Annotated in this window: 22 protein-coding genes; 10 read left to right on the top strand and 12 right to left on the bottom strand. The window is 72.5% G+C overall.

Features of this window, described 5'->3' with window-relative positions; all coding sequences use genetic code 11:
* Nucleotides 1-12 precede the first annotated feature (12 nt).
* Complete coding sequence (locus ACN27D_RS10910; RefSeq protein ID WP_120572942.1) at nucleotides 13-1,320, bottom strand: ABC transporter substrate-binding protein; 1,308 nt, start codon at nucleotides 1,318-1,320, stop codon at nucleotides 13-15.
* Between the two features lie 176 nt (nucleotides 1,321-1,496).
* On the bottom strand, nucleotides 1,497-2,252 hold the full coding sequence (locus ACN27D_RS10905) for a maleylpyruvate isomerase family mycothiol-dependent enzyme (RefSeq protein WP_120572943.1): 756 nt from the start codon (nucleotides 2,250-2,252) through the stop codon (nucleotides 1,497-1,499).
* A 70-nt stretch (nucleotides 2,253-2,322) separates the two neighbouring features.
* On the opposite strand from ACN27D_RS10905, the gene ACN27D_RS10900 reads away from it, so the two are divergent.
* The gene (locus tag ACN27D_RS10900) at nucleotides 2,323-3,414 is read left to right on the top strand and encodes a UDP-N-acetylmuramate dehydrogenase (protein ID WP_421499046.1); all 1,092 of its coding nucleotides are present in this window, start codon (nucleotides 2,323-2,325) and stop codon (nucleotides 3,412-3,414) included.
* A 371-nt stretch (nucleotides 3,415-3,785) separates the two neighbouring features.
* Here the strand turns inward: ACN27D_RS10900 and ACN27D_RS10895 are convergent, their stop codons facing one another.
* Together ACN27D_RS10895 and ACN27D_RS10890 are read right to left on the bottom strand one after the other, a co-directional pair.
* A complete protein-coding gene (locus ACN27D_RS10895; RefSeq protein WP_421499045.1) occupies nucleotides 3,786-4,568 on the bottom strand; it encodes a class I SAM-dependent methyltransferase in 783 nt (260 codons plus the stop codon).
* Nucleotides 4,569-4,624: 56 nt separating this feature from the next.
* The gene (locus ACN27D_RS10890; RefSeq protein ID WP_421499044.1) at nucleotides 4,625-5,389 is read right to left on the bottom strand and encodes an SDR family NAD(P)-dependent oxidoreductase; all 765 of its coding nucleotides are present in this window, start codon (nucleotides 5,387-5,389) and stop codon (nucleotides 4,625-4,627) included.
* Between the two features lie 171 nt (nucleotides 5,390-5,560).
* On the opposite strand from ACN27D_RS10890, the gene mshA reads away from it, so the two are divergent.
* Together mshA and ACN27D_RS10880 are read left to right on the top strand one after the other, a co-directional pair.
* Complete coding sequence (mshA, locus tag ACN27D_RS10885) at nucleotides 5,561-6,922, top strand: D-inositol-3-phosphate glycosyltransferase (RefSeq protein ID WP_421499043.1); 1,362 nt, start codon at nucleotides 5,561-5,563, stop codon at nucleotides 6,920-6,922.
* A gap of 51 nt (nucleotides 6,923-6,973) precedes the next feature.
* On the top strand, nucleotides 6,974-7,507 hold the full coding sequence (locus tag ACN27D_RS10880) for a YbjN domain-containing protein (RefSeq protein WP_358174265.1): 534 nt from the start codon (nucleotides 6,974-6,976) through the stop codon (nucleotides 7,505-7,507).
* A gap of 82 nt (nucleotides 7,508-7,589) precedes the next feature.
* Here ACN27D_RS10880 and ACN27D_RS10875 read toward each other — a convergent pair whose 3' ends face one another.
* Complete coding sequence (locus ACN27D_RS10875) at nucleotides 7,590-8,372, bottom strand: hypothetical protein (RefSeq protein ID WP_421499042.1); 783 nt, start codon at nucleotides 8,370-8,372, stop codon at nucleotides 7,590-7,592.
* Between the two features lie 61 nt (nucleotides 8,373-8,433).
* Between ACN27D_RS10875 and ACN27D_RS10870 the strand changes: the two genes are divergently transcribed.
* Nucleotides 8,434-8,691 (top strand): hypothetical protein, encoded by a 258-nt coding sequence (locus tag ACN27D_RS10870; protein ID WP_225853424.1) that lies wholly within the window; start codon nucleotides 8,434-8,436, stop codon nucleotides 8,689-8,691.
* A 379-nt stretch (nucleotides 8,692-9,070) separates the two neighbouring features.
* Here ACN27D_RS10870 and ACN27D_RS10865 read toward each other — a convergent pair whose 3' ends face one another.
* Nucleotides 9,071-10,327 carry an MFS transporter gene (locus tag ACN27D_RS10865; RefSeq protein WP_421499041.1) on the bottom strand — a complete coding sequence of 419 codons (1,257 nt, stop codon included), beginning with the start codon at nucleotides 10,325-10,327 and terminating at the stop codon, nucleotides 9,071-9,073.
* An 80-nt stretch (nucleotides 10,328-10,407) separates the two neighbouring features.
* Nucleotides 10,408-11,733 carry an MDR family MFS transporter gene (locus tag ACN27D_RS10860; protein WP_421499040.1) on the bottom strand — a complete coding sequence of 442 codons (1,326 nt, stop codon included), beginning with the start codon at nucleotides 11,731-11,733 and terminating at the stop codon, nucleotides 10,408-10,410.
* 151 nt (nucleotides 11,734-11,884) lie between these two features.
* On the opposite strand from ACN27D_RS10860, the gene ACN27D_RS10855 reads away from it, so the two are divergent.
* Nucleotides 11,885-12,652 (top strand): phosphoglyceromutase, encoded by a 768-nt coding sequence (locus ACN27D_RS10855; RefSeq protein WP_358174274.1) that lies wholly within the window; start codon nucleotides 11,885-11,887, stop codon nucleotides 12,650-12,652.
* Nucleotides 12,653-12,698: 46 nt separating this feature from the next.
* On the opposite strand, the gene phoU is transcribed toward ACN27D_RS10855, so the two are convergent.
* On the bottom strand, nucleotides 12,699-13,343 hold the full coding sequence (gene phoU / locus ACN27D_RS10850) for a phosphate signaling complex protein PhoU (RefSeq protein ID WP_421499039.1): 645 nt from the start codon (nucleotides 13,341-13,343) through the stop codon (nucleotides 12,699-12,701).
* Between the two features lie 201 nt (nucleotides 13,344-13,544).
* On the opposite strand from phoU, the gene ACN27D_RS10845 reads away from it, so the two are divergent.
* The 3 genes from ACN27D_RS10845 (at nucleotide 13,545) to ACN27D_RS10835 (ending at nucleotide 17,220) form a co-directional block, all read left to right on the top strand.
* Nucleotides 13,545-14,837, top strand: coding sequence for a sensor histidine kinase (locus ACN27D_RS10845; RefSeq protein ID WP_393156486.1), 1,293 nt, complete (start codon nucleotides 13,545-13,547; stop codon nucleotides 14,835-14,837).
* A 21-nt stretch (nucleotides 14,838-14,858) separates the two neighbouring features.
* Nucleotides 14,859-15,542: a response regulator transcription factor gene (locus tag ACN27D_RS10840; protein WP_208578049.1), complete on the top strand. Its 684-nt coding sequence runs from the start codon at nucleotides 14,859-14,861 to the stop codon at nucleotides 15,540-15,542.
* 1,102 nt (nucleotides 15,543-16,644) lie between these two features.
* A complete protein-coding gene (locus ACN27D_RS10835) occupies nucleotides 16,645-17,220 on the top strand; it encodes a hypothetical protein (protein ID WP_409072955.1) in 576 nt (191 codons plus the stop codon).
* 41 nt (nucleotides 17,221-17,261) lie between these two features.
* On the opposite strand, the gene ACN27D_RS10830 is transcribed toward ACN27D_RS10835, so the two are convergent.
* The gene (locus tag ACN27D_RS10830) at nucleotides 17,262-18,068 is read right to left on the bottom strand and encodes a hypothetical protein (RefSeq protein WP_421499038.1); all 807 of its coding nucleotides are present in this window, start codon (nucleotides 18,066-18,068) and stop codon (nucleotides 17,262-17,264) included.
* 74 nt (nucleotides 18,069-18,142) lie between these two features.
* Between ACN27D_RS10830 and ACN27D_RS10825 the strand changes: the two genes are divergently transcribed.
* The gene (locus ACN27D_RS10825) at nucleotides 18,143-19,087 is read left to right on the top strand and encodes a Ppx/GppA phosphatase family protein (protein WP_421499037.1); all 945 of its coding nucleotides are present in this window, start codon (nucleotides 18,143-18,145) and stop codon (nucleotides 19,085-19,087) included.
* 75 nt (nucleotides 19,088-19,162) lie between these two features.
* Complete coding sequence (locus ACN27D_RS10820; protein WP_199733150.1) at nucleotides 19,163-19,969, top strand: sugar phosphate isomerase/epimerase family protein; 807 nt, start codon at nucleotides 19,163-19,165, stop codon at nucleotides 19,967-19,969.
* A 52-nt stretch (nucleotides 19,970-20,021) separates the two neighbouring features.
* Here the strand turns inward: ACN27D_RS10820 and ACN27D_RS10815 are convergent, their stop codons facing one another.
* From ACN27D_RS10815 to ACN27D_RS10805, 3 genes are read right to left on the bottom strand one after another with little or no spacing between them, the layout of a single operon-like run.
* A complete protein-coding gene (locus ACN27D_RS10815) occupies nucleotides 20,022-20,588 on the bottom strand; it encodes a CGNR zinc finger domain-containing protein (protein ID WP_018787720.1) in 567 nt (188 codons plus the stop codon).
* Nucleotides 20,589-20,607: 19 nt separating this feature from the next.
* Nucleotides 20,608-21,774 (bottom strand): glutathionylspermidine synthase family protein, encoded by a 1,167-nt coding sequence (locus ACN27D_RS10810; RefSeq protein ID WP_357896401.1) that lies wholly within the window; start codon nucleotides 21,772-21,774, stop codon nucleotides 20,608-20,610.
* A gap of 1 nt (nucleotide 21,775) precedes the next feature.
* Entirely contained in the window at nucleotides 21,776-22,051 is a 276-nt protein-coding gene (locus ACN27D_RS10805; protein ID WP_233585676.1) for a hypothetical protein, read from the bottom strand.
* Nucleotides 22,052-22,129 lie beyond the last annotated feature (78 nt).

Below are 22,129 nucleotides of genomic sequence, written 5' to 3'. Positions count from 1 at the left end.
GCGCTGCTCGGGTTACTTGGCGGCGGCCTTCTCGGCGTTGGCGACCGCGTCGGTCCAGCCCTGCTCCGGTGAGCGCTTGCCCAGTTCCACCGAGCGGACGGCGTTCTCGACCTCGGTGCGTACGGCCTGGTTCTTCGGTCCCATGTAGACCGGCTTCAGGCTCTTGGCGCCCTCGGCGAAGATCTTCCCGACCGGCGCCTCGGAGAAGTAGGCGTTCTTCGAGTCGATGATCGCCGGGTCCTCCAGCGCCTGCGGCGAAGAGGGCAGGGGACCCTTCGCCTTGAACGCGCCGATCTGACCCTTGGCGCTGGTCAGGAACTTGGCCAGCTCGATCGCCTCGGCCTGGTGCTTGCTCTGCTTCGGCACGGCGAGGAACGAGCCGCCCCAGTTGCCGCCGTTGCCGGGGATCTGGGCGATGTCCCACTTGCCCTTGGCCGCGGCGCCCGCGTTGCCCTCGATCACGCCGGTCATCCAGGCCGGGCAGGCGATGGTGGCGAACTTCGACTGCTTGAACGCCGACACCCACTCCTCGGACCAGGAGCCGTACTTGCCGGACAGCCCCGAGTCGATGATGTCCATCGTGGTGTCGTACGCCTGCTTCACCGCCGGGTTGCTGCCCACGACCAGGTTGTTGCCGGTGTCGTAGTAGCTGTAGCCGCTGCTGTTGCCGGCGGTCTGGAGCAGGATCGTGTTGAAGGTGTTCGTCGCCGCGTCCAGGAACGAGGCGCCGGTCTTCTTCGCGGTGAACTGCTCGCCGACCTTGATGTAGTCCTGCCAGGTGGGCCAGAGCTTGGACACGGCCTCCCGGTCGGTGGGCAGACCGGCCTTGGCGAACAGGTCGGTGCGGTAGCACATCGCCATGCCGCCCACGTCCGTGCCGAGGCCGATGAGCTGCTTGCCGTCGGCGGTGAGCCCCTGGTTCCACTTCCAGTCGAGGAAGTTGCCCTTCAGGTCGGCCGCGCCGTGGTCGAGCAGGTTGACGAAGTTCTGCGGGTTGGCCTTGTACTCGACGAGCAGGCCCTCCTCGATGGCGACCACGTCACCGGCGCCCTTGCCCGCGGCGAGCCACTGGGTGAGCTTCGGGGAGTACTCGTCGAGGTTGCCGCCGGTGCCGCGCTCGACGATCTTCACGCCGGGGTGGCTGGCCATGTACTCCTGGTAGAGATCGGCGTAACCGAACTGGCCGAAGACGTCGACGGTGAGCGTTATCGGCCCGTCGGCGGCGGCATCGTCGCCGCCGCCGCAGGCGGTGGTGCCGAGCAGCGCGGTGGCGGCGACCACTGCAACCGCCGCCAGGCGGCGGCGCGTGAAGGTGAGCATGCTGTCCTGACCTCTCGGGTCGTCGAAACGGGTGGTGGAAGGCGGTTCCGGAACTAAGAGAGCGCTCTCACGACAGCGTGGGGGAGGGGCGTGGACCTTGTCAAGAGAGCGCTCTCAGAGGTGTCCGAAAAGAAGGAGAGGGGCGATGGCCGCCCCTCTCCGCGTGGTGCCGTTCGTCAGCCGACCCGCAGGCCGCCCAGCAGGGAACGGTCGCCCGCCACGTCCAGCGCGTCGAAGCTGATCCGGCCCATCAGCGCCAGCAGCAGATCGCTCGCCGTGCCCGCCACCTGCGCCCGCGCGCGGTGGTCGTCGTGGTCGAGGATCGTGGCGGTGTCCAGCAGCGCGACCCCCTCACCCCGCAACCGCAGGTACCACTCCTGCGCGGCGTCGGTCGCGTTCAGCTGAACCACGCCGCGCCACTGCCCGGGATGCACCCGCCGTCCCGCCGGCAGCCAGGTGTCCAGCACCTCGCTCACCCCGTCGGCCGCGAGCTTCGCCTCGATCGGATCACCCGCACCGATCGCGAGCTGGGCGTCCCAGCGGTGCACGGCCGTCTCGTGCGCGAGCCGGCGCGGCCAGAAGGCCGCCTTCTTCGGCTGGGGCGCGAAGTTCCAGGCCGGCGCCTCCGGGTCCGTCGACTCCAGCAGCGCGCTGATCCGCTCGTACTCCTGCGTGTACCACTGCGCCGCGGTCAGGCCAGCGGGCGGCTCCGGGTCGTGCCGCTCCGGGCGGGTCGGCACGCCGGCGGTCAGCACGGTGCCCGCCCAGGCGTACGTGCGGGTCAGGTGATGAGCGAGATCGGTCACCGTCCAGCCGGGACAGGACAGCACGGGTGTCTCGGGCGGCGCCTCCGCCACCGCCGCGGCGAAGGCGGGGCCCTCCGTGCGCAGCGCGCCGATCCAGAAGTCCTTCGTGTGGTGCAGTCTGCTCATCGCCATCCTCCCGGGGGTGACCGGGCCACCAGTGGGTGCTCCGGCTACCCCTCAGCCTAGGGTGAAAGGCGTGTCAGACGTCTACGCCGAACCGGCTACTGCCGGTGACCCGACCGATCCGGCCACCCTGGCGCGCTACACCACGCTCCGGCTCGGTGGCCCCGCCGGGCGGCTGGAGATCGCCGGGGACGCCGCCCAGATCGTACTAAAAGTGCAGGAAGCGGAGGCTCGGGAGCAGGCGGTACTGGTGCTGGCGGGCGGCAGCAACGTCGTGATCGGCGATCAGGGCTTCCCCGGCACCGTCGTGCTCGTCCGCTCCCGGGGGTTCCAGGTCGTCGCCGAGGACGGCGACACCGTCACGGTACGTGTCGAAGCCGGTGAGCCGTGGGACGACCTCGTCGCCGCCACCGTCGAGCGCGGCTGGTCCGGGCTGGAGTGCCTCTCCGGCATCCCCGGGTCGGCCGGCGCGACCCCGATCCAGAACGTCGGCGCGTACGGCCAGGAGGTCGCCGAGACGATCGTCGCCGTCGAGGCGTACGACCGGACGGAGCGCCGGGTGGTGCGGATCCCGGCGGTGGACTGCGGGTTCGTCTACCGGGGCAGCATCTTCAAGTACAGCGACCGCTGGGTGGTGCTCACCGTCGACTTCCGGCTCACCCGGTCCCCGCTGTCCGGCCCGGTCCGCTACGCCGAACTGGCCCGGGCGCTCGGCGTCGAGGTGGGCGACCGGGTGCCGCTCGCCGACGCCCGCGCCACGGTGCGCAAGCTGCGCGCCGGCAAGGGCATGGTGCTGGACGCGGCCGACCCGGACACCTGGTCGGTGGGCTCGTTCTTCACCAACCCGGTGCTGCCGGGCGACGTGTTCGAGCAGGTGCGGGAACGCGCCGCCGACCTGGGACAGCCGCCGAACTGGCCGGGCGCCGACGGCACGGTGAAGGTCAGCGCGGCGTGGCTGATCGACAAGGCCGGGTTCGGCAAGGGGTACGCGGGCCCGGAGGGTGTCGCCATCTCCAGCAAGCACACGCTGGCGCTGACGAACCGCTCCGGCACGGCGAGTGCGGCCGCGCTGGTGGCGCTGGCCCGGGAGATCCGCGACGGCGTGCATTCCCGCTTCGGCGTAACCCTGCACCCCGAGCCGGTCCTCATCAACTGCACCATCTGACCCCCGCACCCCGCCCCCTTGCCCCCCGGGACCCCTCGCCCGCCGATCTTGCACTTTCGGCCCCGGGAATGTCCGACTCACGCGCTTTGCCGGGGCAGCAACTGCAAGATCAACGAAAGTGCTCGTCGAGATCCCCGGGGATGTCCGTTTCGCCGATCCCACCTCGCGGAACGCCAGTCTCGCGGCATGGGCGGCGCTCGACGCAGCAACAGCTGAACGAGGAACTCCACGCCGCCCTGGAACCTCTGCGATCTTGGAGTTGTGGCGCCTGATAAGTCGGGCTAACCGGGCATCCGAGGCGCCATAACTCCAAGATCGGCGGGCGAGGCGGCGAGGCGGCGGGGCGGCGCGGGGGCGGGTGGGGCGGTGGGTCAGCGGGGGGCTACGGCGGGCCAGGGGAGCGTCAGGTAGCCGTGGTGCCATGTGCGGGGGGTGTCCTGGATCGGCCAGCCTGACTCCTTCACCGCCTCGACCGTGCGCAGCCAGCGCTGACGAGGGCCGAACGGGGCGTACCCGGCGGCCGACCGCCAGCCGTGCTCCAGCGCTTCGATCAGGTCGTGGACGCGTTCGCCCGGCACGTTGCGGTGGATCAGCGCCTTCGGCAGCCGCTCGGCGAGCGTCGCCGGGGTCTCCAGCGTGACCAGCTTCGCCGACAGGGTGAGCGTGCGCGGGCCGGTGGCGTCGAGCAGCACCCAGGAGCCCAGCCGGCCCAGCTCGTCGCAGGTGCCCTCGACCAGCAGCCCGCCCGGCGCGAGCCGCCCGGTGACGGTACGCCAGGCGTCGGCCACCTCGCTCTCGTCGTACTGGCGGAGGACGTTGAACGCCCGGACCAGCGCGGGACGCAGTCCGGCCAGCTCGAAGCCGCCCCTGGTGAACGTCAGTCCGGGCGGGTCGGCGGCGGGCAGGGCGGCGGCGACGCGTACCGGATCGATCTCCAGGCCGACCACCCGCACGTCGGCGCGGACCCCGGAGGCCAGCCGGGCGCGCAGCTCGACGGGGGTGACCGGGGTGGCGCCGTAGCCGAGGTCGACCACGAGCGGGTCGGCGGCGGCGCGCAGCGCGTCGCCGCAGGTCTCGACGATCCAGTTGTCCACCCGCCGGAGCCGGTTGGGGTTGGTGGTGCCCCGGGTGGCCACGCCGAGCGGACGCTCCATCAGTGCCTCCGGGTCAGCGACTGCGGGGCTCGCAAGATCGGCTCACTCCTCGCGCTTCACGACGTACGGTGCACCTTGTGCTGCGCGGCCTGGGCCAGCGGGCGGAGCACGAGCCGGTCGACGTTGACGTGGTGCGGGCGGGTCGCGCACCAGGCGACGCAGTCGGCCACGTCGTCGGCGACGAGCGGTTCGGCGACTCCGGCGTAGACCGCCTCGGCCCGGTCGGCGTCACCGTCGAAGCGGACCAGGCCGAACTCCTCGGTCTTCACCATGCCGGGGTCGATCTCGATCACCCGCACCGGTCGGCCACACAGTTCGAGCCGCAGCGTGCCGGCGACCGCGGTCTGCGCGTGCTTGGCGGCCGTATAGCCGCCGCCGCCCTCGTAGACCACGTGCCCGGCGGTGGAGCTGACGATCACGATCGTGCCGGCGCCGGAGCGCTCCAGCGCCGGGAGCAGCGCCTTGGTGACGCGCAGCGTGCCGAGCACGTTCACGTCGTACATCCACTGCCAGTCGCCCACGTCGGCTGTCTCGACCGGGTCGAGGCCGCGGGCGCCGCCGGCGTTGTTCACCAGCAGCGTGACCGGCCCGGGTGCGGCCTCGGCGGCGGCGGCCAGGCCGGCCACCGACTCGTCCGAGGTCACGTCGCAGGCCACCGCTGTCGCGGTGCCGCCGGCCGCCTCGATCTGGGCGACCAGCGCGGCCAGCCGGTCGGTACGCCGGGCGGCGGCCAGCACGTGGAATCCCTCGGCGGCGAGCCGGCGGGCGGTGGCCGCGCCGATCCCGCTGGACGCCCCGGTGACGATGGCGACTGAAGTCATCCGGTCATTGTCTCCCGTCGCCGGGCCGGGCGGCGGGATGAGGTCCGTCACGCCCGGGACCCGGCGCAAAGCATTTCCGTACCCCGATGGGGAAGATGACATCCGGCACACGGGTTGACCGAGAAGCGCCGGTCGTGCGGGACGGCATCAACCGTGACAGAGGGAGCGGACGTGGCGGATTTGCACACCGGTGTCGGTCGTCAGCGAGGTGCCCTTCCGTGGCCGCGGCCCCGCCGTATCGCCACCCTGTCGGTGCACACGTCCCCGCTGCACCAGCCCGGTACGGGCGACGCGGGCGGCATGAACGTCTACATCCTGGAGGTAGCCCGGCGGCTGGCCGAGGCCGACGTCGAGGTGGAGATCTTCACCCGGGCCACCGCCGGTGACCTGCCCCCGGTGGTCGAGGTGGCGCCCGGGGTGTCCGTCCGGCACGTCACCGCGGGGCCGCTGGAAGGGCTGACCAAGGAGGAACTGCCGGGTCAACTCTGCGCCTTCACCGCCGGGGTGCTGCGGGCCGAGGCGGCCCGCCCGCCGGGCCACTACGACCTGATCCACTCGCACTACTGGCTCTCCGGCCAGGTCGGCTGGCTGGCCAAGGAGCGCTGGGGCGTACCGCTGGTGCACACCGCGCACACGCTCGCCAAGGTCAAGAACGCCCGCCTCGCCGCCGGGGACCGCCCCGAGCCGAAGGCGCGCGTGATCGGCGAGGAGCAGGTGGTCACCGAGGCGGACCGGCTGGTCGCCAACACCCGGGTCGAGGCCCGCGACCTGCTCGACCGGTACGCGGCCGTCCCGGACCGGGTGGCGGTCGTGGAACCCGGCGTCGACCTGGACCGGTTCCGTCCCGCCGCGGGCGACCGGGACGTGGCGACCCGGGCCGCGCGCCGCCGGCTCGGCCTGCCGGTCGACGGGTACGTGGTCGCGTTCGTCGGCCGGATCCAGCCGCTCAAGGCGCCGGACGTGCTGGTCCGCGCCGCCGCCGCGCTGCGTGAGCGGGATCCGGCGCTGGCCGACGAGCTGACCGTGGTGATCTGCGGCGGGCCGAGCGGCACCGGCCTGGACCGGCCCACCGCGCTGATCGAACTGGCGCACGCGCTCGGCATCGCCGACCGGGTGCGTTTCCTCCCGCCGCAGACCGGCGCGGACCTGCCCGCCCTCTACCGCGCCGCCGACCTGGTCGCGGTGCCGTCGCACAACGAGTCGTTCGGGCTGGTCGCGCTGGAGGCCCAGGCGTGCGGCACGCCGGTGCTGGCCGCCGCCGTGGGCGGCCTGGTCACCGCGGTACGCGACGGCGTCAGCGGCATGCTCATCGACGGGCACGACCCGGTCGACTGGGCCCGCGCGATGGCCCGGCTGCTGCCCGACCGGGTACGCCGTGCCGCGCTGGGCCGGGGCGCCGAGCGGCACGCCCGGGACTTCTCCTGGCACCGCACCGCCTCCGGCCTGCTCGCGGTCTACGGGGAGGCGATCACCGAGCACCGGGCCCGGCTGGCGCGGCGGCTCGGCGAACCGGCCGCGCTGTGCTCCTGGTGATCTCCACCGGCCACCGGGCGGCCCCGGTACGCCGGTCGTAGAGTGGGTGCGATGAGCCGCAGGAGTGAGGTCGCCGCGCTGATCGAGTCCGTCTGCGCGGAGCGTGAGCTGGAGTGGGAGTCGACCGGCGAGGCGTCGTACGCGGTGACGCTGCCCGGCACGCACAAGCTCAAGACGATCTGCAACCTGATCGTGGGTGAGCACGCGCTGCGGGTCGAGGCTTTCGTGATGCGCCAGCCCGACGAGCGCCGCGAGGAGCTGTGGGCGTGGCTGCTCCAGCGCAACGCCCGCATGTACGGCGTCTCGTTCTCCATCGACTCGGTCGGCGACGTCTACCTGACCGGGCGGGTCAACCTGGCCGGGATCGACGCCGACGAGCTGGACCGGCTGCTCGGTTCCGTGCTGACGTACGCCGACGAGTCGTTCGACAGCATGCTGGAGATCGGGTTCGGCACCGCGATCCGCCGGGAGTGGGAGTGGCGGGTCAAGCGCGGTGAGTCGACAGCCAATCTGGCCGCGTTCGCGCACCTCTTCGAGCCGTCCGCGACTGCCGGATCGTCCGCCGGAGGTTCGGAGTCCTCCTGACGGGTATGCCGCCCCGCGCGGTGCGGAGCACTGGGACCCACCGCGGGCCGAGGACGGACTGTCGAGGAGCGTTTCCCATGGCTCAGCGCAACAGCTCAGGTCGCGGCACGACTGCGACTCGGACCAAGCGGCAAAGCGGCAACCAGACGCCGAACACCCCGGGGGTGTCGGAGTCGGCGATCTCCCGGATGAAGGTCGACGACATCCGCAGCCAGCTCCGGCGGCGCGGGGTCTCGGGGATCTCCGCGCTGCGGAAGCCGGAACTGGTGAAGACCCTGGCGCGAAGCATGCGCGGGGAGGGCGGTGCCGCCCGGCGGAGCACCGGCCCGGCCGGCCGGCCGTCGGCGACCCGCAAGAGCACCGCCGCCAAGAAGACCACGGCGGCGAAGCGGACCACGTCGGCCCGCCGGGGCGCCACGTCGCCGGCCAAGGCCGCGCCGGCCGCACGCGCCACCGGTGCCAGGGCCAAGGCGACGGGTACGCGCAAGGCGGCCCCGTCGCGCGCCAAGGCGACCTCGTCGCGCGCCAAGGCGACCTCGTCGCGGGCGAAGGCCGCTCCGGCGCGCGCTAAGGCGGCTCCGGCCCGGGCCAGGGCGACCTCGTCGCGGGCGACGACGTCCCGCGCGAAGGCTGCGTCGTCCCGCGCGAAGGCCGCGCCCGCTCGGGCGAAGGCGGCCCCGTCGAGGGCGAAGGCCGCTCCGTCGCGGGCCAAGGCAGCCCCGTCACGGGCGAAGGCCGCCCCCTCGCGGGCCAAGGCGGCTCCGTCACGGGCCAAGGCGGCGCCGGCGCGGAAGGCGCCGAGCGCGCAGACGGCGCCGACCCGTGGGCCGGCGTCCAGCCGGTCGATCGGATCGTCGCAGCTCATCACGTCACCGGCGGACCGGCCGGAGCGTCCGGGCCGGAGCCTGGTCACCCGTAACCACGAGGTGATCCAGCGCTGGGCGCGGGCGCGGGGCGCGAAGCCCGCCACCATCGCCGGCACCGAGCGCGAGGGCCGGCCCGGGGTGCTGACGTTCAACATCCCCGGATACCGGGAGAGCAGCCGGATCCGCGAGATCACCTGGGACGACTGGTTCCGCACGTTCGACCTGCGGCGGCTGAACCTGATCTACCAGGAGCAGATGCGGGACGGCCGGCAGAGCAACTTCTTCCGGACCGAGAACCCGAATCGCGAGGACGGCTGAGGTTTGCGGGAATGGCCGACGGGAACCCCGTGTTTGCCATTCCAGGGACGACAGCACGGACAGCCGGGTTTGCGACACAGGTGCTGTGACGGGCAAGACAGCGTTCTGGGTTGAATCCGGAATCCGGGCGAACTAACTTTATTGCACCGCGTCACGCTTGTTTCCGTTCGGGGGAGCGGTGGATCGATCAGATCCGCGCAGGCGAGATGCGAAGATCGGGTGGAGCACACCGTTGGGGGACGGTGCCGCCCGTGGAACCGGCGGCGCGAGCGGGCGACGCTTACGGGGGTGAGTGTCGCCCGCCGCCGCCGGGCGTACGGTACGAGCGCCCATCTCGACGGGGGTCGGGGTGGGCGCTCTGCCGTTGTCTCCGATCCCGTCAGCGGGTGGACCCGACGGTCCCGGGCCGCCGCGCCGCGGCCCGCAGCGCGGCCACCCGCCGCTCCCGGCGCGGCCCGGCGAGCAGGTGCCCGGCGGCGGCCAGCAGTCCGAGCGCGCCCACCACCAGCCAGTGCCGTTCGCCCAGGTGTTCCAGGCTGAGCCCGCCGAGCGCCGGCGCCACGAACGACGCGGCCGGGAACGTCAGGTAGAACACCGACTGGTAGCGGGCGCGCAGTTCGGGCGGCGCGAGGTCCGCGTTGATCTGCGCGTTCGGCGGCGCGGCGAGCATCTGCCCGACCGTCCAGACCACCGCCGCGCCCAGGTAGAGCGGCAGCCCGTCGGCCACCGTGAGCGCGCCGAACCCGAGCGCCATCAGGCCGGTGGAGACGGCCAGCACGCTCGACTTCCGGTACGGCTCGATGAGCCGGGGCACGAACAGTTGCCCGACCACGATCAGCGCCCCGCCGAGCGCCACCACCAGCCCGTACGCCGACGGGCGCAGACCGTCCTCGCGCATCGCCAGCGGCATGATCGTGGAGGTCTGCATGGTCAGCACGGCCAGCAGGAACGTCAGCCCGACGAACACCAGGAAGGTGCGGTCGGTCAGCGCGGTGTGCAGACCGGGACGGCGTCCCGCCACCGCCCGTGGCGTGGGCGCCGGCCGCCGGGTGAGCGTCTCCGGCACCTTCAGCGCGATCACCACCGCCGCCGCCAGCGTGGCACCGGCGTCGACCAGGAACAGCGCCGTGAAGCTCGCCTCGGCGAGGATGCCGGCCAGCAGCGAGGCCACCGCCATGCCCAGGTTGAACGCCCAGAACTGGAGGTTGAACGCGCGGGAGCGGCGCGCCTCGGGCACCACGTCCACGATGGCGGCCACGAACGCCGGGCTGGGCATCGAGTGCGCCACCCCGACCAGCGTGGCGAGTACGGCGATCACCGCCAGGTGCGTGGTGAACGCCAGCGCCGCCATCAGCCCGGCGGCGGCGACGTGGGCGGCGAGCAGCGTGGCCCGGCGGCCCCACCGGTCGGCCAGCACACCGCCGAGCAGCGTCCCGGCCGCGCCGCCGATCCCGTACGCGCCGACCACCAGCCCGGCCAGCGACGGCGGGGCGCCCCGCGCGGCGGTCAGGTAGAGCGACAGGAACAGCAGCGCGAACGCGCCGGCCCGGTTGATCAGCAGGCCGGACCAGAGGTACCAGAACGTGGCGGGCAGTCCGCCGGCCGTGTCGTCCCACCAGCGCCGCAGGCCGCGCACACGTCCTCCAGGAAGGTTTCCTTACCGATTCCGTCCCGTACCGTATCCACCCGCCTCGGTGCGGTCGCGCCGGGGCGTACTCAGGAACCGGACCGGACCGGGGCGGCGGGTGCGGTGGCCGCGGCCTCGCCCGCCTCGGGCGCCGGGGATGCGGTGGCGGTGACCGGCGTGACGGGCGTGCCCACGGCGCGCAGCTCGACCGCGCGGCGCTCCCGGGCCGGGCCGGAGATCAGGTGGGCGACCGCCGCCACGACGCCGATGCCCGCGCAGCCGAGCCAGAGCGCGCTGTTGCCGGCGTGCTCGCGGACCAGGCCGCCGAGGATCGGCGCGGCGGCACCGGCGAGCTGCCAGGACAGCGAGAAGACGCCCTGGTAGCGGCCGCGCAGCGCGGCCGGCGACAGCTCCGCGATCAGGGCTGCGTTGGACGGGGAGTTGAGCATCTCGCCGAGGGTCCAGATCAGCACGGTCAGGCCGTAGAGCCAGACCGTGTCGGCGAGCGCGGTGAGCCCGAACCCGGCGCCCATCACCAGCGCCGCGAGCGCCAGCACGTGCGAGCGGCTGCGGCCCTTGATGAGCCGGGGTACGAAGAGCTGGCCGACCACGATGAGCACGCCGTTCAGTGCGATCACCGAGCCGTACGTGGCCGGGCTGAGCCCGGAGTCGCCCATGGCGATCGGCAGCATCGAGATGTGCTGGAGGAACACCAGCGCGGCGAGCAGGTTGAGCGCGACGAAGCCGAGGAACACCCGGTCGGCGAGGATGGTGCGCAGCGCGCCGGCCGGCGCCGGCATCCCCTTGACCGGGAGCGCGGTGACCGGGCCACGGGTCTCGCCGACCTTGGCGAAGATGATCAGTGCGGTCACCAGCGTGGTGGTCGCGTTCACCAGGAACAGCAGCAGGTAGCTGCCCTGGGCGGCGAAGCCGGCGAGCACTGCGGCGCAGGCGAACCCGAGGTTGATGGCCCAGTAGTTCAGCGAGAAGGCGCGCAGCCGGTCCTTGTCCGGCACCACGTCGACCATCATCGCGCCGAAGGCCGGGCGGGCCGCCTCGGCGAACGCGCCGAGCAGCAGCGCGCCCACTGCCACCGCCCACAGCGGACGGGCGAGGCCCAGCGCGATCATCATGCCCGCCGCGCCGACGTGTGCGGCGAGCAGCGTGGGCCGCCGTCCCCAGCGGTCGGTCAGGGTGCCGCCGATGGTGGTGCCGACCGCGCCGCCGGCGCCCCAGAGGCCGATCACCAGACCGGCCTGGGAGGCGGAGAAGCCGCGTTCCTGGGTCAGGTAGATGGCCAGGAAGATCAGGACGAACGAGCCGAGCCGGTTGATCAGCGTGCCGGCCCAGAGGTACCAGAACGTCCGTGGCAGGCCACCCGCCGTGTCCTGGAACCAGCCCCGTACCGTCCGCATCCCGACGCCCCCCGCATGGTAATGACCGACCTGATCAGAACGCCTTACAACCTAGTGCCGGGCCGGAGCCGTGGTCATCAGGATTTCCACGTGGTGGTCGTCACCACAGGTCGCCGCGTGTCCGCCCGGCCGGTACGGCAGGATGATCGGCATGACTGCGAGCGAGGGGCCCACCGTCGGGACGCTGGTCCTGCTGCGGCACGGCGAGAGCGACTGGAACGCCAAGAACCTCTTCACCGGCTGGGTCGACGTCGACCTGACCGCCAAGGGGGAGACCGAGGCGCGGCGCGGCGGCGAACTGCTGCGCGAGCACGACCTGCTGCCGGACGTGGTGCACACGAGCCTGATGCGCCGGGCCATCCGCACCGCCGAGCTGGCGCTGAACGCCGCCGACCGGCACTGGATCGCGGTGCGCCGGTCGTGGCGGCTCAACGAGCGCCACTACGGCGCCCTGCAGGGCAAGGACAAGAAGCAGACCCTCGACGAGTACGGCGAGGAGCAGTTCATGCTCTGGCGTCGCTCGTACGACACGCCGCCGCCTCCGATCGACGACGCGGACGAGTGGTCGCAGGTCGGCGACCCCCGGTACGCGCTGCTGCCGACCGAGCTGATGCCGCGCACCGAGTGCCTGAAGGACGTCGTCGAACGGATGCTGCCCTACTGGTACGACTCGATCGTGCCGGACATCCTGGCCGGCCGGACGGTGCTCGTGGCCGCGCACGGCAACTCGCTGCGCGCCTTGGTCAAGCACCTCGACCAGATCTCCGACGACGCGATCGCCAAGCTGAACATCCCCACCGGCATCCCGCTGCGCTACGACCTGGACCCCGACCTGCGGCCGCAGGTGCTCGGCGGGACGTACCTGGACCCGGACGCGGCGAAGGCCGCCGCCGCCGCGGTCGCCAACCAGGGCCGCTGAGACGGCGTGGGCGGGGCCTCCCCCGAGGCGGCCCCGCCCACGGTCCTCAGCCGGACGTCGAACCGGTGATCAGGTAGACCACGTGCTCACCCGCGTTCACCGCGTGGTCGGCGAAACGCTCGTAGAAGCGGCCCAGCAGCGTCGCGTCGATCGCCGTCTCCACCCCGTACGGCCAGTCGTCGCCGAGCAGCACGCCGAACAGGCTCTTGTGCAGGTCGTCCATCGCGTCGTCGTCGCTGTCCAGCTCGGCGGCCACGGCGGCGTCCGGCTCGGCCAGCACCGAGCCGATCTTCTCGGCCATCCGGTCGGCGATCCCGGCCATGTCGGTGAAGACCGGCCGCAGCTCCGCCGGCACCGCCGGGGACGGGTGCCGGCGCAGGGCCGTCTTCGCCACGTGGTCGGCCAGGTCGCCCATCCGCTCCAGATCGGCTGCCACGTGCAACGCGGTGATCATCGCCCGCAGGTCGGAGGCCACCGGCGCCTGCCGGGCCAGCAGGTCACAGACCCGCTTCTCCACGTGCCGGTAGAGGTCGTCGATCTCGGCGTCCCGCGCGATCACCGTCTCGGCGGCCGTCCGGTCGGCGGTGAGCAGCGCCTTGGTGGCCTGCCGCATGGCCGCGCGTACCGCCTCGGCCATGTCCACCAGCAACTGGCTGACAATCTGCAGGTCGGCCCGGAACTCGTCGCGCATCGTCACTTCCTGGGGTCGGTGGCCGCCACCCCCACGGGGTACGGCAGGAGCAGGTGCGCGCCCCACGCTAGGCCGGACGGTCGGCACCAGGGTGAACGTGGATGAACGACGCGGGGCCCGCAGGTGAACTTTGCCGAAAGCGAGAGTGGTTCGTCCCTTTGTGCCCGATCCCCGGGTTAACAATGACCCTACGATCGCCGGGTGGAATGGGCGGTGGCGGTCGTGGTGGCCGGAGCGCTGGTGACCGGGCTGGTCGCCGGGGCGCTGCTGTCCGGACCCGTTGACGAATGGCGGCGCCGCCGGGCGTCGCGGGGCGGCGGGATCCTCCGTCGTGACGCAGGGAGGACGACGATTCCGGACGACCAGCAGGGGGGCCTATCCGGGCTCGGCCGCAAGACGATCGACTCGTTGCGCGCAGGCGTGGTGGTGCTCGGCCCGGACGACGTGCCGGTGCTGGTGAACCCGGCCGCCCGGGCGATGGGCCTGCTCCGTACCGGGGCGACACCCGGCTCGATCGCGGCGCACCCGTTGATCCGTACCCTCGCCGGGCAGGTCCGCCGCACGGGCGTGCGTCGCGAGATAGAGCTGGACCTGCCCCGGGGCCGCGACGGCGGCGGGGACAACCCGCTCGGCGTGCACCTGCGGGCGATGGGACTGGGCTCCGGCTACATCTCGATCGAGGCGGTCGACGTCACCGAGTCGCACCGTCTCGCGCGGGTGCGCCGGGACTTCGTGGCGAACGTCAGCCACGAGCTGAAGACGCCGATCGGCGCGCTGCAACTGCTCGCCGAGGCGCTCGTCGACGCCACCGAACCGGCCGCCGGCGGCGCGCCCGACCTGTCCGAGGACCTGGTCGCCGCGCGGCGGTTCGCCGAGCGGATCCAGCACGAGTCGACCCGCCTCGGCCGCCTGGTGCAGGAACTGCTGGAACTGACCCGCCTCCAGGGCGCCGAACCGCAGCCCGCCCCCGAGCCGGTCTCGGTCGACTGGGTGCTCGCCGAGGTCGTCGACCGCACCCGCACCGCCGCCACCGCCCGCCGGGTGGAGATCGCCGTCGGCGGGCAGCGGGGCCTCACCGTGTACGGCAGCGACAGCCAACTCGCCACCGCGGTGGCGAACCTGGTGGAGAACGCGATCACCTACTCCGGCGAGGACACCACGGTCCGGGTGACTGTCACCGGCACCGAGGAGCACGTCGAGATCGCCGTGGCGGACCAGGGCATCGGCATCGCCCCGAACGAGGTCGACCGGATCTTCGAGCGGTTCTACCGGGCCGACCAGGCCCGCTCCCGGGCGACCGGCGGCACCGGCCTGGGCCTGGCCATCGTCAAGCACATCGCCAGCAACCATGGCGGCCGGGTGGAGGTGTCGAGCACCCTTGGTGGGGGGTCGACGTTCACCCTCCGGCTGCCCGCACGCCCCCCGGACGACCTGGAGGCGACACTCGCCTCCGCTGGGATCGAGGCCGGCCCGGCCGAGCTCCGGCAGGCCTGACCACAGGAAAGGAAACACCCGTTGAGCCGCGTACTGGTGGTCGAGGACGAGGAGTCGTTCTCCGACGCCCTGTCCTACATGCTCCGCAAGGAGGGTTTCGAGGTCTCCGTCGCCGCGACGGGCCCCGCCGCCCTCACCGAGTTCGACCGGACCGGCGCCGACATCGTGCTGCTCGACCTGATGCTGCCGGAGATGTCCGGCACCGAGGTCTGCCGGCAGCTCCGCCAGCGCTCGCACGTGCCGATCATCATGGTCACCGCGCGGGACAGCGAGATCGACAAGGTGGTCGGCCTGGAGATCGGCGCCGACGACTACGTGACCAAGCCGTACTCGCCGCGTGAACTGGTCGCCCGCATCCGGGCGGTGCTGCGGCGGCAGAGCGCCGAGTCGAACGAGACGGGCGTGCCGACGCTCGCCGCCGGCCCGGTCCGGATGGACATCGAACGGCACGTGGTGACCGTCGGCGGCGCCGGCGTGCAGCTCCCGCTCAAGGAGTTCGAGCTGCTGGAGCTGCTGCTGCGCAACGCCGGGCGGGTGCTCACCCGGGGTCAGCTGATCGACCGGGTCTGGGGCGCCGACTACGTGGGCGACACGAAGACGCTCGACGTGCACGTGAAGCGGCTGCGCTCCAAGATCGAGCCGGAGCCGTCCGCCCCGCGCTACATCGTCACGGTCAGAGGCCTAGGCTACAAGTTCGAACCCTGATCCCCCCTCCGCGCCGCTCTCGCGGCCCCGCCCGCCGCCCCGCCCGCGTCGATCTTGGAGTTGTGGCGCCACGACATGCCCGACTTGGGCACTTTCGCAAGCTGCCACAACTCCAAGATCGCCGCGACGGACCTCGGATCTCGGCCCGTCCCGGCCGCCCAGCCCTCCGGCCACCCCCCGACCTGCCGCCCGGGCCCCGTCCCCTGGACGAGTCCTTCCGCTTGCGCCCCCCAGGCCCCGTCCCGCTCGTTTGATCAAGGAGTTAGCGGACTCCTCGCGCCTCCTACTGGCCGCAAACTCCTTGATCACCGCAGCGGGTGGTGTGCAGATCCCGCCGACCTTCGGGCAGGAGCGGCCCACAACCCCTCCCTCCTCGCCGATCTTGCACTTCGGTGCCCCGCAAAACGCGCGAATGGCACATCCGGGAGGCTCGAACTGCAAGATCGCGGGTCGGTCGCGCGGCGCCTCGCTCGCGCGGCGCCTCGCTCGTTCGGCCCTGCTCGGCCCGCCCGGCTGCGTCGATCATGAGGTTAGCGGCGTCTGGTGTCCGTTTTGTTCCCGCCAACCTCATGATCGACCATGCGGGAGTGGGTGGCGCGTGTGGGTGAGGCTGTCCGGTTCGACGGGTGCCCCGAGGTCGGGGACATCGGTCGTTGGCGGGCTGTGTGGGTGGGGGTGTCCGGTTCGGGGGTGGTGGGCGGCACTCTGGCGGTGGAATGGCTGGCGGGTGGGTGGCGTTGTAACCGGGTGAGCGACCGAGTACCAGCCGCGCCCTGAGAAGGGGCCGCTGGCTGCGGGAACAGTCCCGGGGCTGGTGGTCGTTGAGTTCGGTTCTGGCGACGTGAGCCGCGGGGAATGATCCTGGCGGGCTGGTCGTTGAACACGGTTCCGACGACGTGAACCCCCGCGCCGCCCTGGTGGCGTGCGCCGCCTCGGGAATGGTGGCGGGTGGCGGGTCGTTGGACATGCTTCCGGCGCCGCGCAGAGGCAACCCCCTGCCGCGCGAGCAGCCGAGATCCCCCTTGAAGACTTTCTTGAGCGCCTGACGGTGCCCGCGCATCCCGTCCCCCGGGTGCGTCGACCCCCGAATGGAGCATTTCTGATGAACACGATTCTGCGGAAGAGCGTTCTGGGTATTGCTGGTCTGGCCTTCACCGGTGGCGTCTTCGCCGGCCCGGTGGCCGCTCACGCGGCGGACACCACCCACGCGGTCAAGCCGGTGAGCGTCACGGTGCAGGGTGACAAGCTGATCCCGCACGGTGTGCAGGGCGCCCAGTCCCGTATCGACCTGAACGACGAGCAGACCAAGAATGTGAAGGCGATCATCGCCGCGACGAAGAAGGCCGGCATGGACGAGCGCGCCGCGGTCGTCTCCATCGCTACGGCGTTGCAGGAGTCGAAGCTGGAGAACCTCGGCCACCTCGGTGACCGTAACGACCACGACTCGCAGGGCCTGTTCCAGCAGCGCCCGTCCTCCGGTTGGGGCACGGTGGAGCAGATCACCGACCCCGAGTACTCGACCACGGCGTTCCTGAAGGGTCTGAAGCAGGTCGACGGCTGGCAGGACATGCCGCTGACCAAGGCCGCCCAGACTGTCCAGGTGTCCGCTTACCCGGACCACTACGCCCAGTGGGAGCAGCAGGCCGCCGACCTGGTCGCCGAGCACTGGAACAAGTAAGAGACACGAAGGCCGGCACCCCGAACCCGGGGTGCCGGCCTTCACTCGCTTGCGGGGTGCGGGGCGACCTGACCCTGGCGCTGCCGGGCGGCGCAGAGTTCGGCCAGCTTCGCGTACGCGGGCGCGCCGATCAGCGCGGTCAGCTCCGGCCCGTACGAGACGTACATCGGCTCGGCGCCGACGTGCGCGTCGGTGGAGGACGTGCACCACCAGTCGAGGTCGTGCCCGCCGGAGCCCCAGCCGCGCCTGTCGAACTCGGCCAGCGTGGAGATCAGCACCTTCGTGTTGTCCGGCCGCTTGTGCCATTCCTGGTCGCGCCGCACCGGCAGCTGCCAGCAGACGTCCGGCTTGTACTCCAGCGGGTGCACCCCGTCGCGCAGCGCCTGGGCGTGCAGCGCGCAGCCGCCCCCGCCGGGGAAGTCGGCGTCGTTGAGGAACACGCACGGGGCGTCGACGTCGCGGGTGGCGGTACGCCGGGCCGGGGTCTTGCCGTCGACTGTGTCGTTCTCGGTCCAGTTCTTGAACCCGCGCCGGAAGTGCTGCCACGTCTCCGGCGTCAGCCGCTTGACCGCCGCCCGGACGCGCTTCTCGTCGTCGGAGTCGGTGAAGAACGCGCCGTGCGAGCAGCACCCGTCGGCGGCGCGCCCGGCGATGATGCCGTGGCAGCCCTGGCCGAAGATGCACGTCCAGCGGGACAGCAGCCAGGTCAGGTCGGCGCGGACGACGTGCTTCGCGTCGGCCGGGTCGACGAACTCGATCCACTCCCGTGGGAAGTCCAGCCCGACCTCGCGGCTGCGCGGGTCCTCGGGGTCGTCCACCAGCACGTGAAGCTCGATCTGCCCTGTCACTCGGACCAGCGTACGCGCGGTGACCCCGCCCGGCCGCCGAGCCGACGAAACGTGTTGGCCCTAGGGTCTCTCCCATGCGACTGGGTGTCCTCGACGTCGGTTCCAACACGGTGCACCTGCTGGTGGTCGACGCCCACCACGGCGCGCATCCCTGGCCGGCGCACTCGGAGAAGGTGGTGCTGCGGCTGGCCGAGCAGATCGGGCCGGACGGCGCGCTCACCGACGGCGGCGCGGACGGCCTGGTCAAGGCGGTCGGCATGGCCCGGGCGGCGGCCGACGGGCTGGGCGCCGAGGATCTGCTGGCGTTCGCCACGAGCGCGGTCCGCGACGCCACGAACGCCGCCGACGTGCTGGCCCGCGTCCGCGACGAGACGGGCGTACGCCTGGAGGTGCTCTCCGGCGCGGACGAGGCGCGGATGACGTTCCTGGCGGTGCGGCGGTGGTTCGGCTGGTCCGCGGGCCGGCTGCTGGCGATGGACATCGGCGGCGGCTCGCTGGAGCTGGCCGCGGGGATCGACGAGCACCCGGACGTGGCGATCTCGCTGCCGCTCGGCGCGGGGCGACTCAGCCGGGAGCGGCTCGCGGTGGATCCGGCCGGCACGGCGCCGCCGTCGGCCGAGGCCGTGGAGGAACTGCGGGCGTACGTGGACGCGCAGCTCGACCCGGTGGTGGAGCAGTTGACGGCGGTGGGCTGGGAGCGTCCGGTCGCCACCTCGAAGACGTTCCGCATGCTGGCCCGGCTGGCCGGCGCCGCGCCCTCCGGGGCGGGGCTGTGGGCGCGCCGCAGCCTGACCCGTACCGGGCTGCGGCAGGTGCTCGGGTTCATCAGGCACATCCCGCCGGCCCAGTTGCCGGAGCTGGAGGGGGTCAGCGCGCAGCGGGCGCACCAGCTCCTCGCGGGTGCGGTGGTGGCGGAGGCGGTGATGCGGCGCCTCGACGTGGACCGCGTGGACATCTGCCCGTGGGCGTTGCGGGAGGGTGTCATCCTGCGCCGGCTGGATCAGCTCGCGCCGATGTGACCGTACGAGCGCTCTGGGTTGCTTTGCGGTTGCTCGTCCCGATGCTCGCTGGCGGTTGGGGCTACCCTCGAAGGCGTGACCTACCGCGTTCCGGTGCTCCTGTCCACGTCCTCGGTCTTCCCCGAACGGACCGCGGCGGCGTTCCAGCTCGCCGCCGAGCTCGGCTACGACGGCATCGAGGTGATGGTCTGGACCGACCCGGTCAGCCAGGACGCGGGCGCGCTGCGCGGCCTCGCCGAGCACTACGGCGTGCCGGTGCTGTCGGTGCACGCCCCCTGCCTGCTCGTCACCCAGCGGGTGTGGAGCCCCGACCCGTGGGAGCGGCTGCGCAGGGCCGCCGAGCTGGCCGACACGCTGGAGGCGCCGACCGTCGTCGTGCACCCGCCGTTCACCTGGCAGCGTGACTACGCGCGCACCTTCGCCGACGGGCTCGACACGATCGCCGGGCAGTTCGGCGGCCTGCACTTCGGGGTGGAGAACATGTACCCGGTGCGGATGGCCGGGCGGCAGTTCGTCCCGTACGCGCCGGGCTGGGATCCGACCGAGATCGGCTACGCCTCGTACACGCTGGATCTGTCGCACTGCGCGGCCTCGCACACGGACGCGTTGGCGATGGCCGACCGGATGGGTTCCGGGCTGGCGCACGTGCACCTGGGTGACGGCACCGGCGAGGGGCGCGACGAGCACCTGGTGCCCGGTCGCGGCGGTCAGCCCTGCGCGGAGATGCTCCGCTCGCTGGCCGGACGGGGGTTCACCGGCTCGGTGGCGGTGGAGGTGACCACCAGGGGCGCGAAGAGCCGCGCGGTTCGCGAGGCGGACCTGCGGGAGTCGCTGGAGTTCGCCCGGGCGAACCTGACCGCGCCCTCCCCGGTCGACGTCTGACCGGCACGGGCCACCCCGGCCGCTCGCACGCGGCCGGGGCGTACGCCGGAGGTCAGCTCACCGGGGACAGCGGCTGCGCCGGGACGGCCTGCTCGCCGACCGCTGCGCGCTTGCGGGCCCGATGCGCGGCCACGTGGGAGCGGGTGGCGCAGCGCTCGGAGCAGAACCGCCGGCAGCAGTTGGACGAGGTGTCCAGGTAGACGTTGCCGCAGCGGTCGTCGGCGCAGACCCCGAAGCGGGCGCTGCCGTACTCGCACAGCCACACCGACAGGCCCCAGACCGCGCCGGCCAGGTATTCCGAGGAGACCGACGCGCCCCGGCTGGTCACGTGCATGTGCCAGTCGGAGGAGTCGTGGCCGGAGATCCGCGGCTGCACCGGGAACGCCTCCAGCAGCGCGTTCAGCTCCGCCACCGCTTCGTTGTCCCGGCCGGAGGTGCCGTACTCGAAGACGTCCCGGAGGCGCTTCTGCGCCCGCCGGAAGATCGCCAGGTCCCGTTCCGCGACCTCGTCGCGCATCCAGCCCTGCTCGTCCGAGAAGACGGCCCGCAGGCCGTCCAGGTCGTCCAGCCGGGCGTTGACGAGCTCGACCCCGGTCCGGGCGTACGCGTCGAAGTTCACGACACCAACGGTAGACGACTCAGAGCACACGCGGTGCGTCGATGTAGTGGGGCAGGAACCGGGCGTAACCGTCAGTGATGAGGCTCTCGCTCTCGCGTACGCCGGCGCCGGCCGACTCGCCGTCCACGATCCAGCTCCCGAGCACCGTCCGGTTGCCCTCGAACTCGGGCAACGCGCGGAACTCCTGGAAGCAGAAGCCCTCGTCGCCGTAGATCCCCGGGTTGGTGATCTCCGTGTCGCCGGTCACGATGCGTACCGAGCCGCCCTCGCGGCCGAGCAGCGGCTTGGCCACGTACTCGGTCATGCCGCGCGGCGAGTCCAGGTACGCGGGCAGCAGGTAGTCGTGCCCCGGATACATCTCCCAGAGCACCGCCAGCAGCGCCTTGTTCGACAGCAGCAGCTTCCAGGCCGGTTCGATCCAGGTGGTGGGCGTGCCCGGGTCCAGCGCCGGCCGCCCGTACGGCTCGGCCAGCATCCACTCCCAGGGGTAGAGCTTGAAGCAGGTGGTGATCGGCCGGTCGTCGGCGTCGACGAAGCGCCGCCCGTCCCAGCCGACCCGCTGGATCGGCATGAGCGTCACGTCCAGCCCGGCCTGACGGGCCGTCTCGGCCAGGTAGCCGGCGGTGATCTGGTCCTCGCCCGACTCCTCCTCCTCGGACCACAGCACGTGCGCCCGCGGCTCGTGCAGCCCGGCGCCGATCTTGGCCCAGGCACCGACCAGGCGTTCGTGCAGGCTGTTCCACTGGTCCGCGTCCGGGCGGGTGTGTTCCAGCCAGTACCACTGCACGATGCTCGCCTCGACCAGCGCGGTCGGGGTGTCGGCGTTGTACTCCAGCATCTTCGGCGGGCCGCTGCCGTCGTACCAGAGGTCGAAGCGGCCGTAGAGCGTCGGCGGGTTCTCCCGCAGCGAGCGGGCGACCGCCTCGGCGGCCCACTCGGGGATGCCGAACTCGGCGTACCGGCGGCGGGCCACCACGTGCTCGGCGGCGGCCACCGACATCCGGTGCAGCTCCTCCGTGGCCTCCTCCAGCCGGAGCACCTCGTCCAGCGTGAACGAGTACGCCGCCGTCTCGTCCCAGTACGACATGATCTCGCCGTCGGGCAGCTCGGTGTCGACGTACACCAGGCCCTGGGCCCGGATGGTCTCGTCCCAGCCGGGGCGCGGCGTGCTCGCCTCGCGGCGCACGTCAGCCGCCGCAGGAGGCGAGGTGGGTGCCGAAGCCGCCGCGCTCGGGCAGGGCGGTGGTCGGGGCCGGCTCGCCGCGTGCGGCCGTGACCGGCGCGGGCACGTGCAGGGCCACGGCGACGATGTCGCCGCCCCCGCCGGCCGGGCCGAGCGCGCAGTCGTCATCGTCGTCGTCGTAACCGTTGTTGCAGCCGGAGAGCGCGAGGGCCAGCGCGGTCAGCGCGCCGAGCTGCACGGAGGCCGAGCGGAGCCGGCGCCGGGGGTGTCGTCGATCCACGTGAACGTTGTAGCCGATCCCCGCCAGCCGGGGGTGCCCGGCCCGGGCCGGAGGGCGGGAGGGGCGGGCCTCGGACGC

The sequence above is a fragment of the Micromonospora sp. WMMD1274 genome (genome assembly GCF_049179035.1).
Lineage (GTDB): Bacteria > Actinomycetota > Actinomycetes > Mycobacteriales > Micromonosporaceae > Micromonospora > Micromonospora tulbaghiae.
Note: the sequence above shows the minus strand (reverse complement) of the source record. Positions and strands in the feature narration are given on the sequence as shown.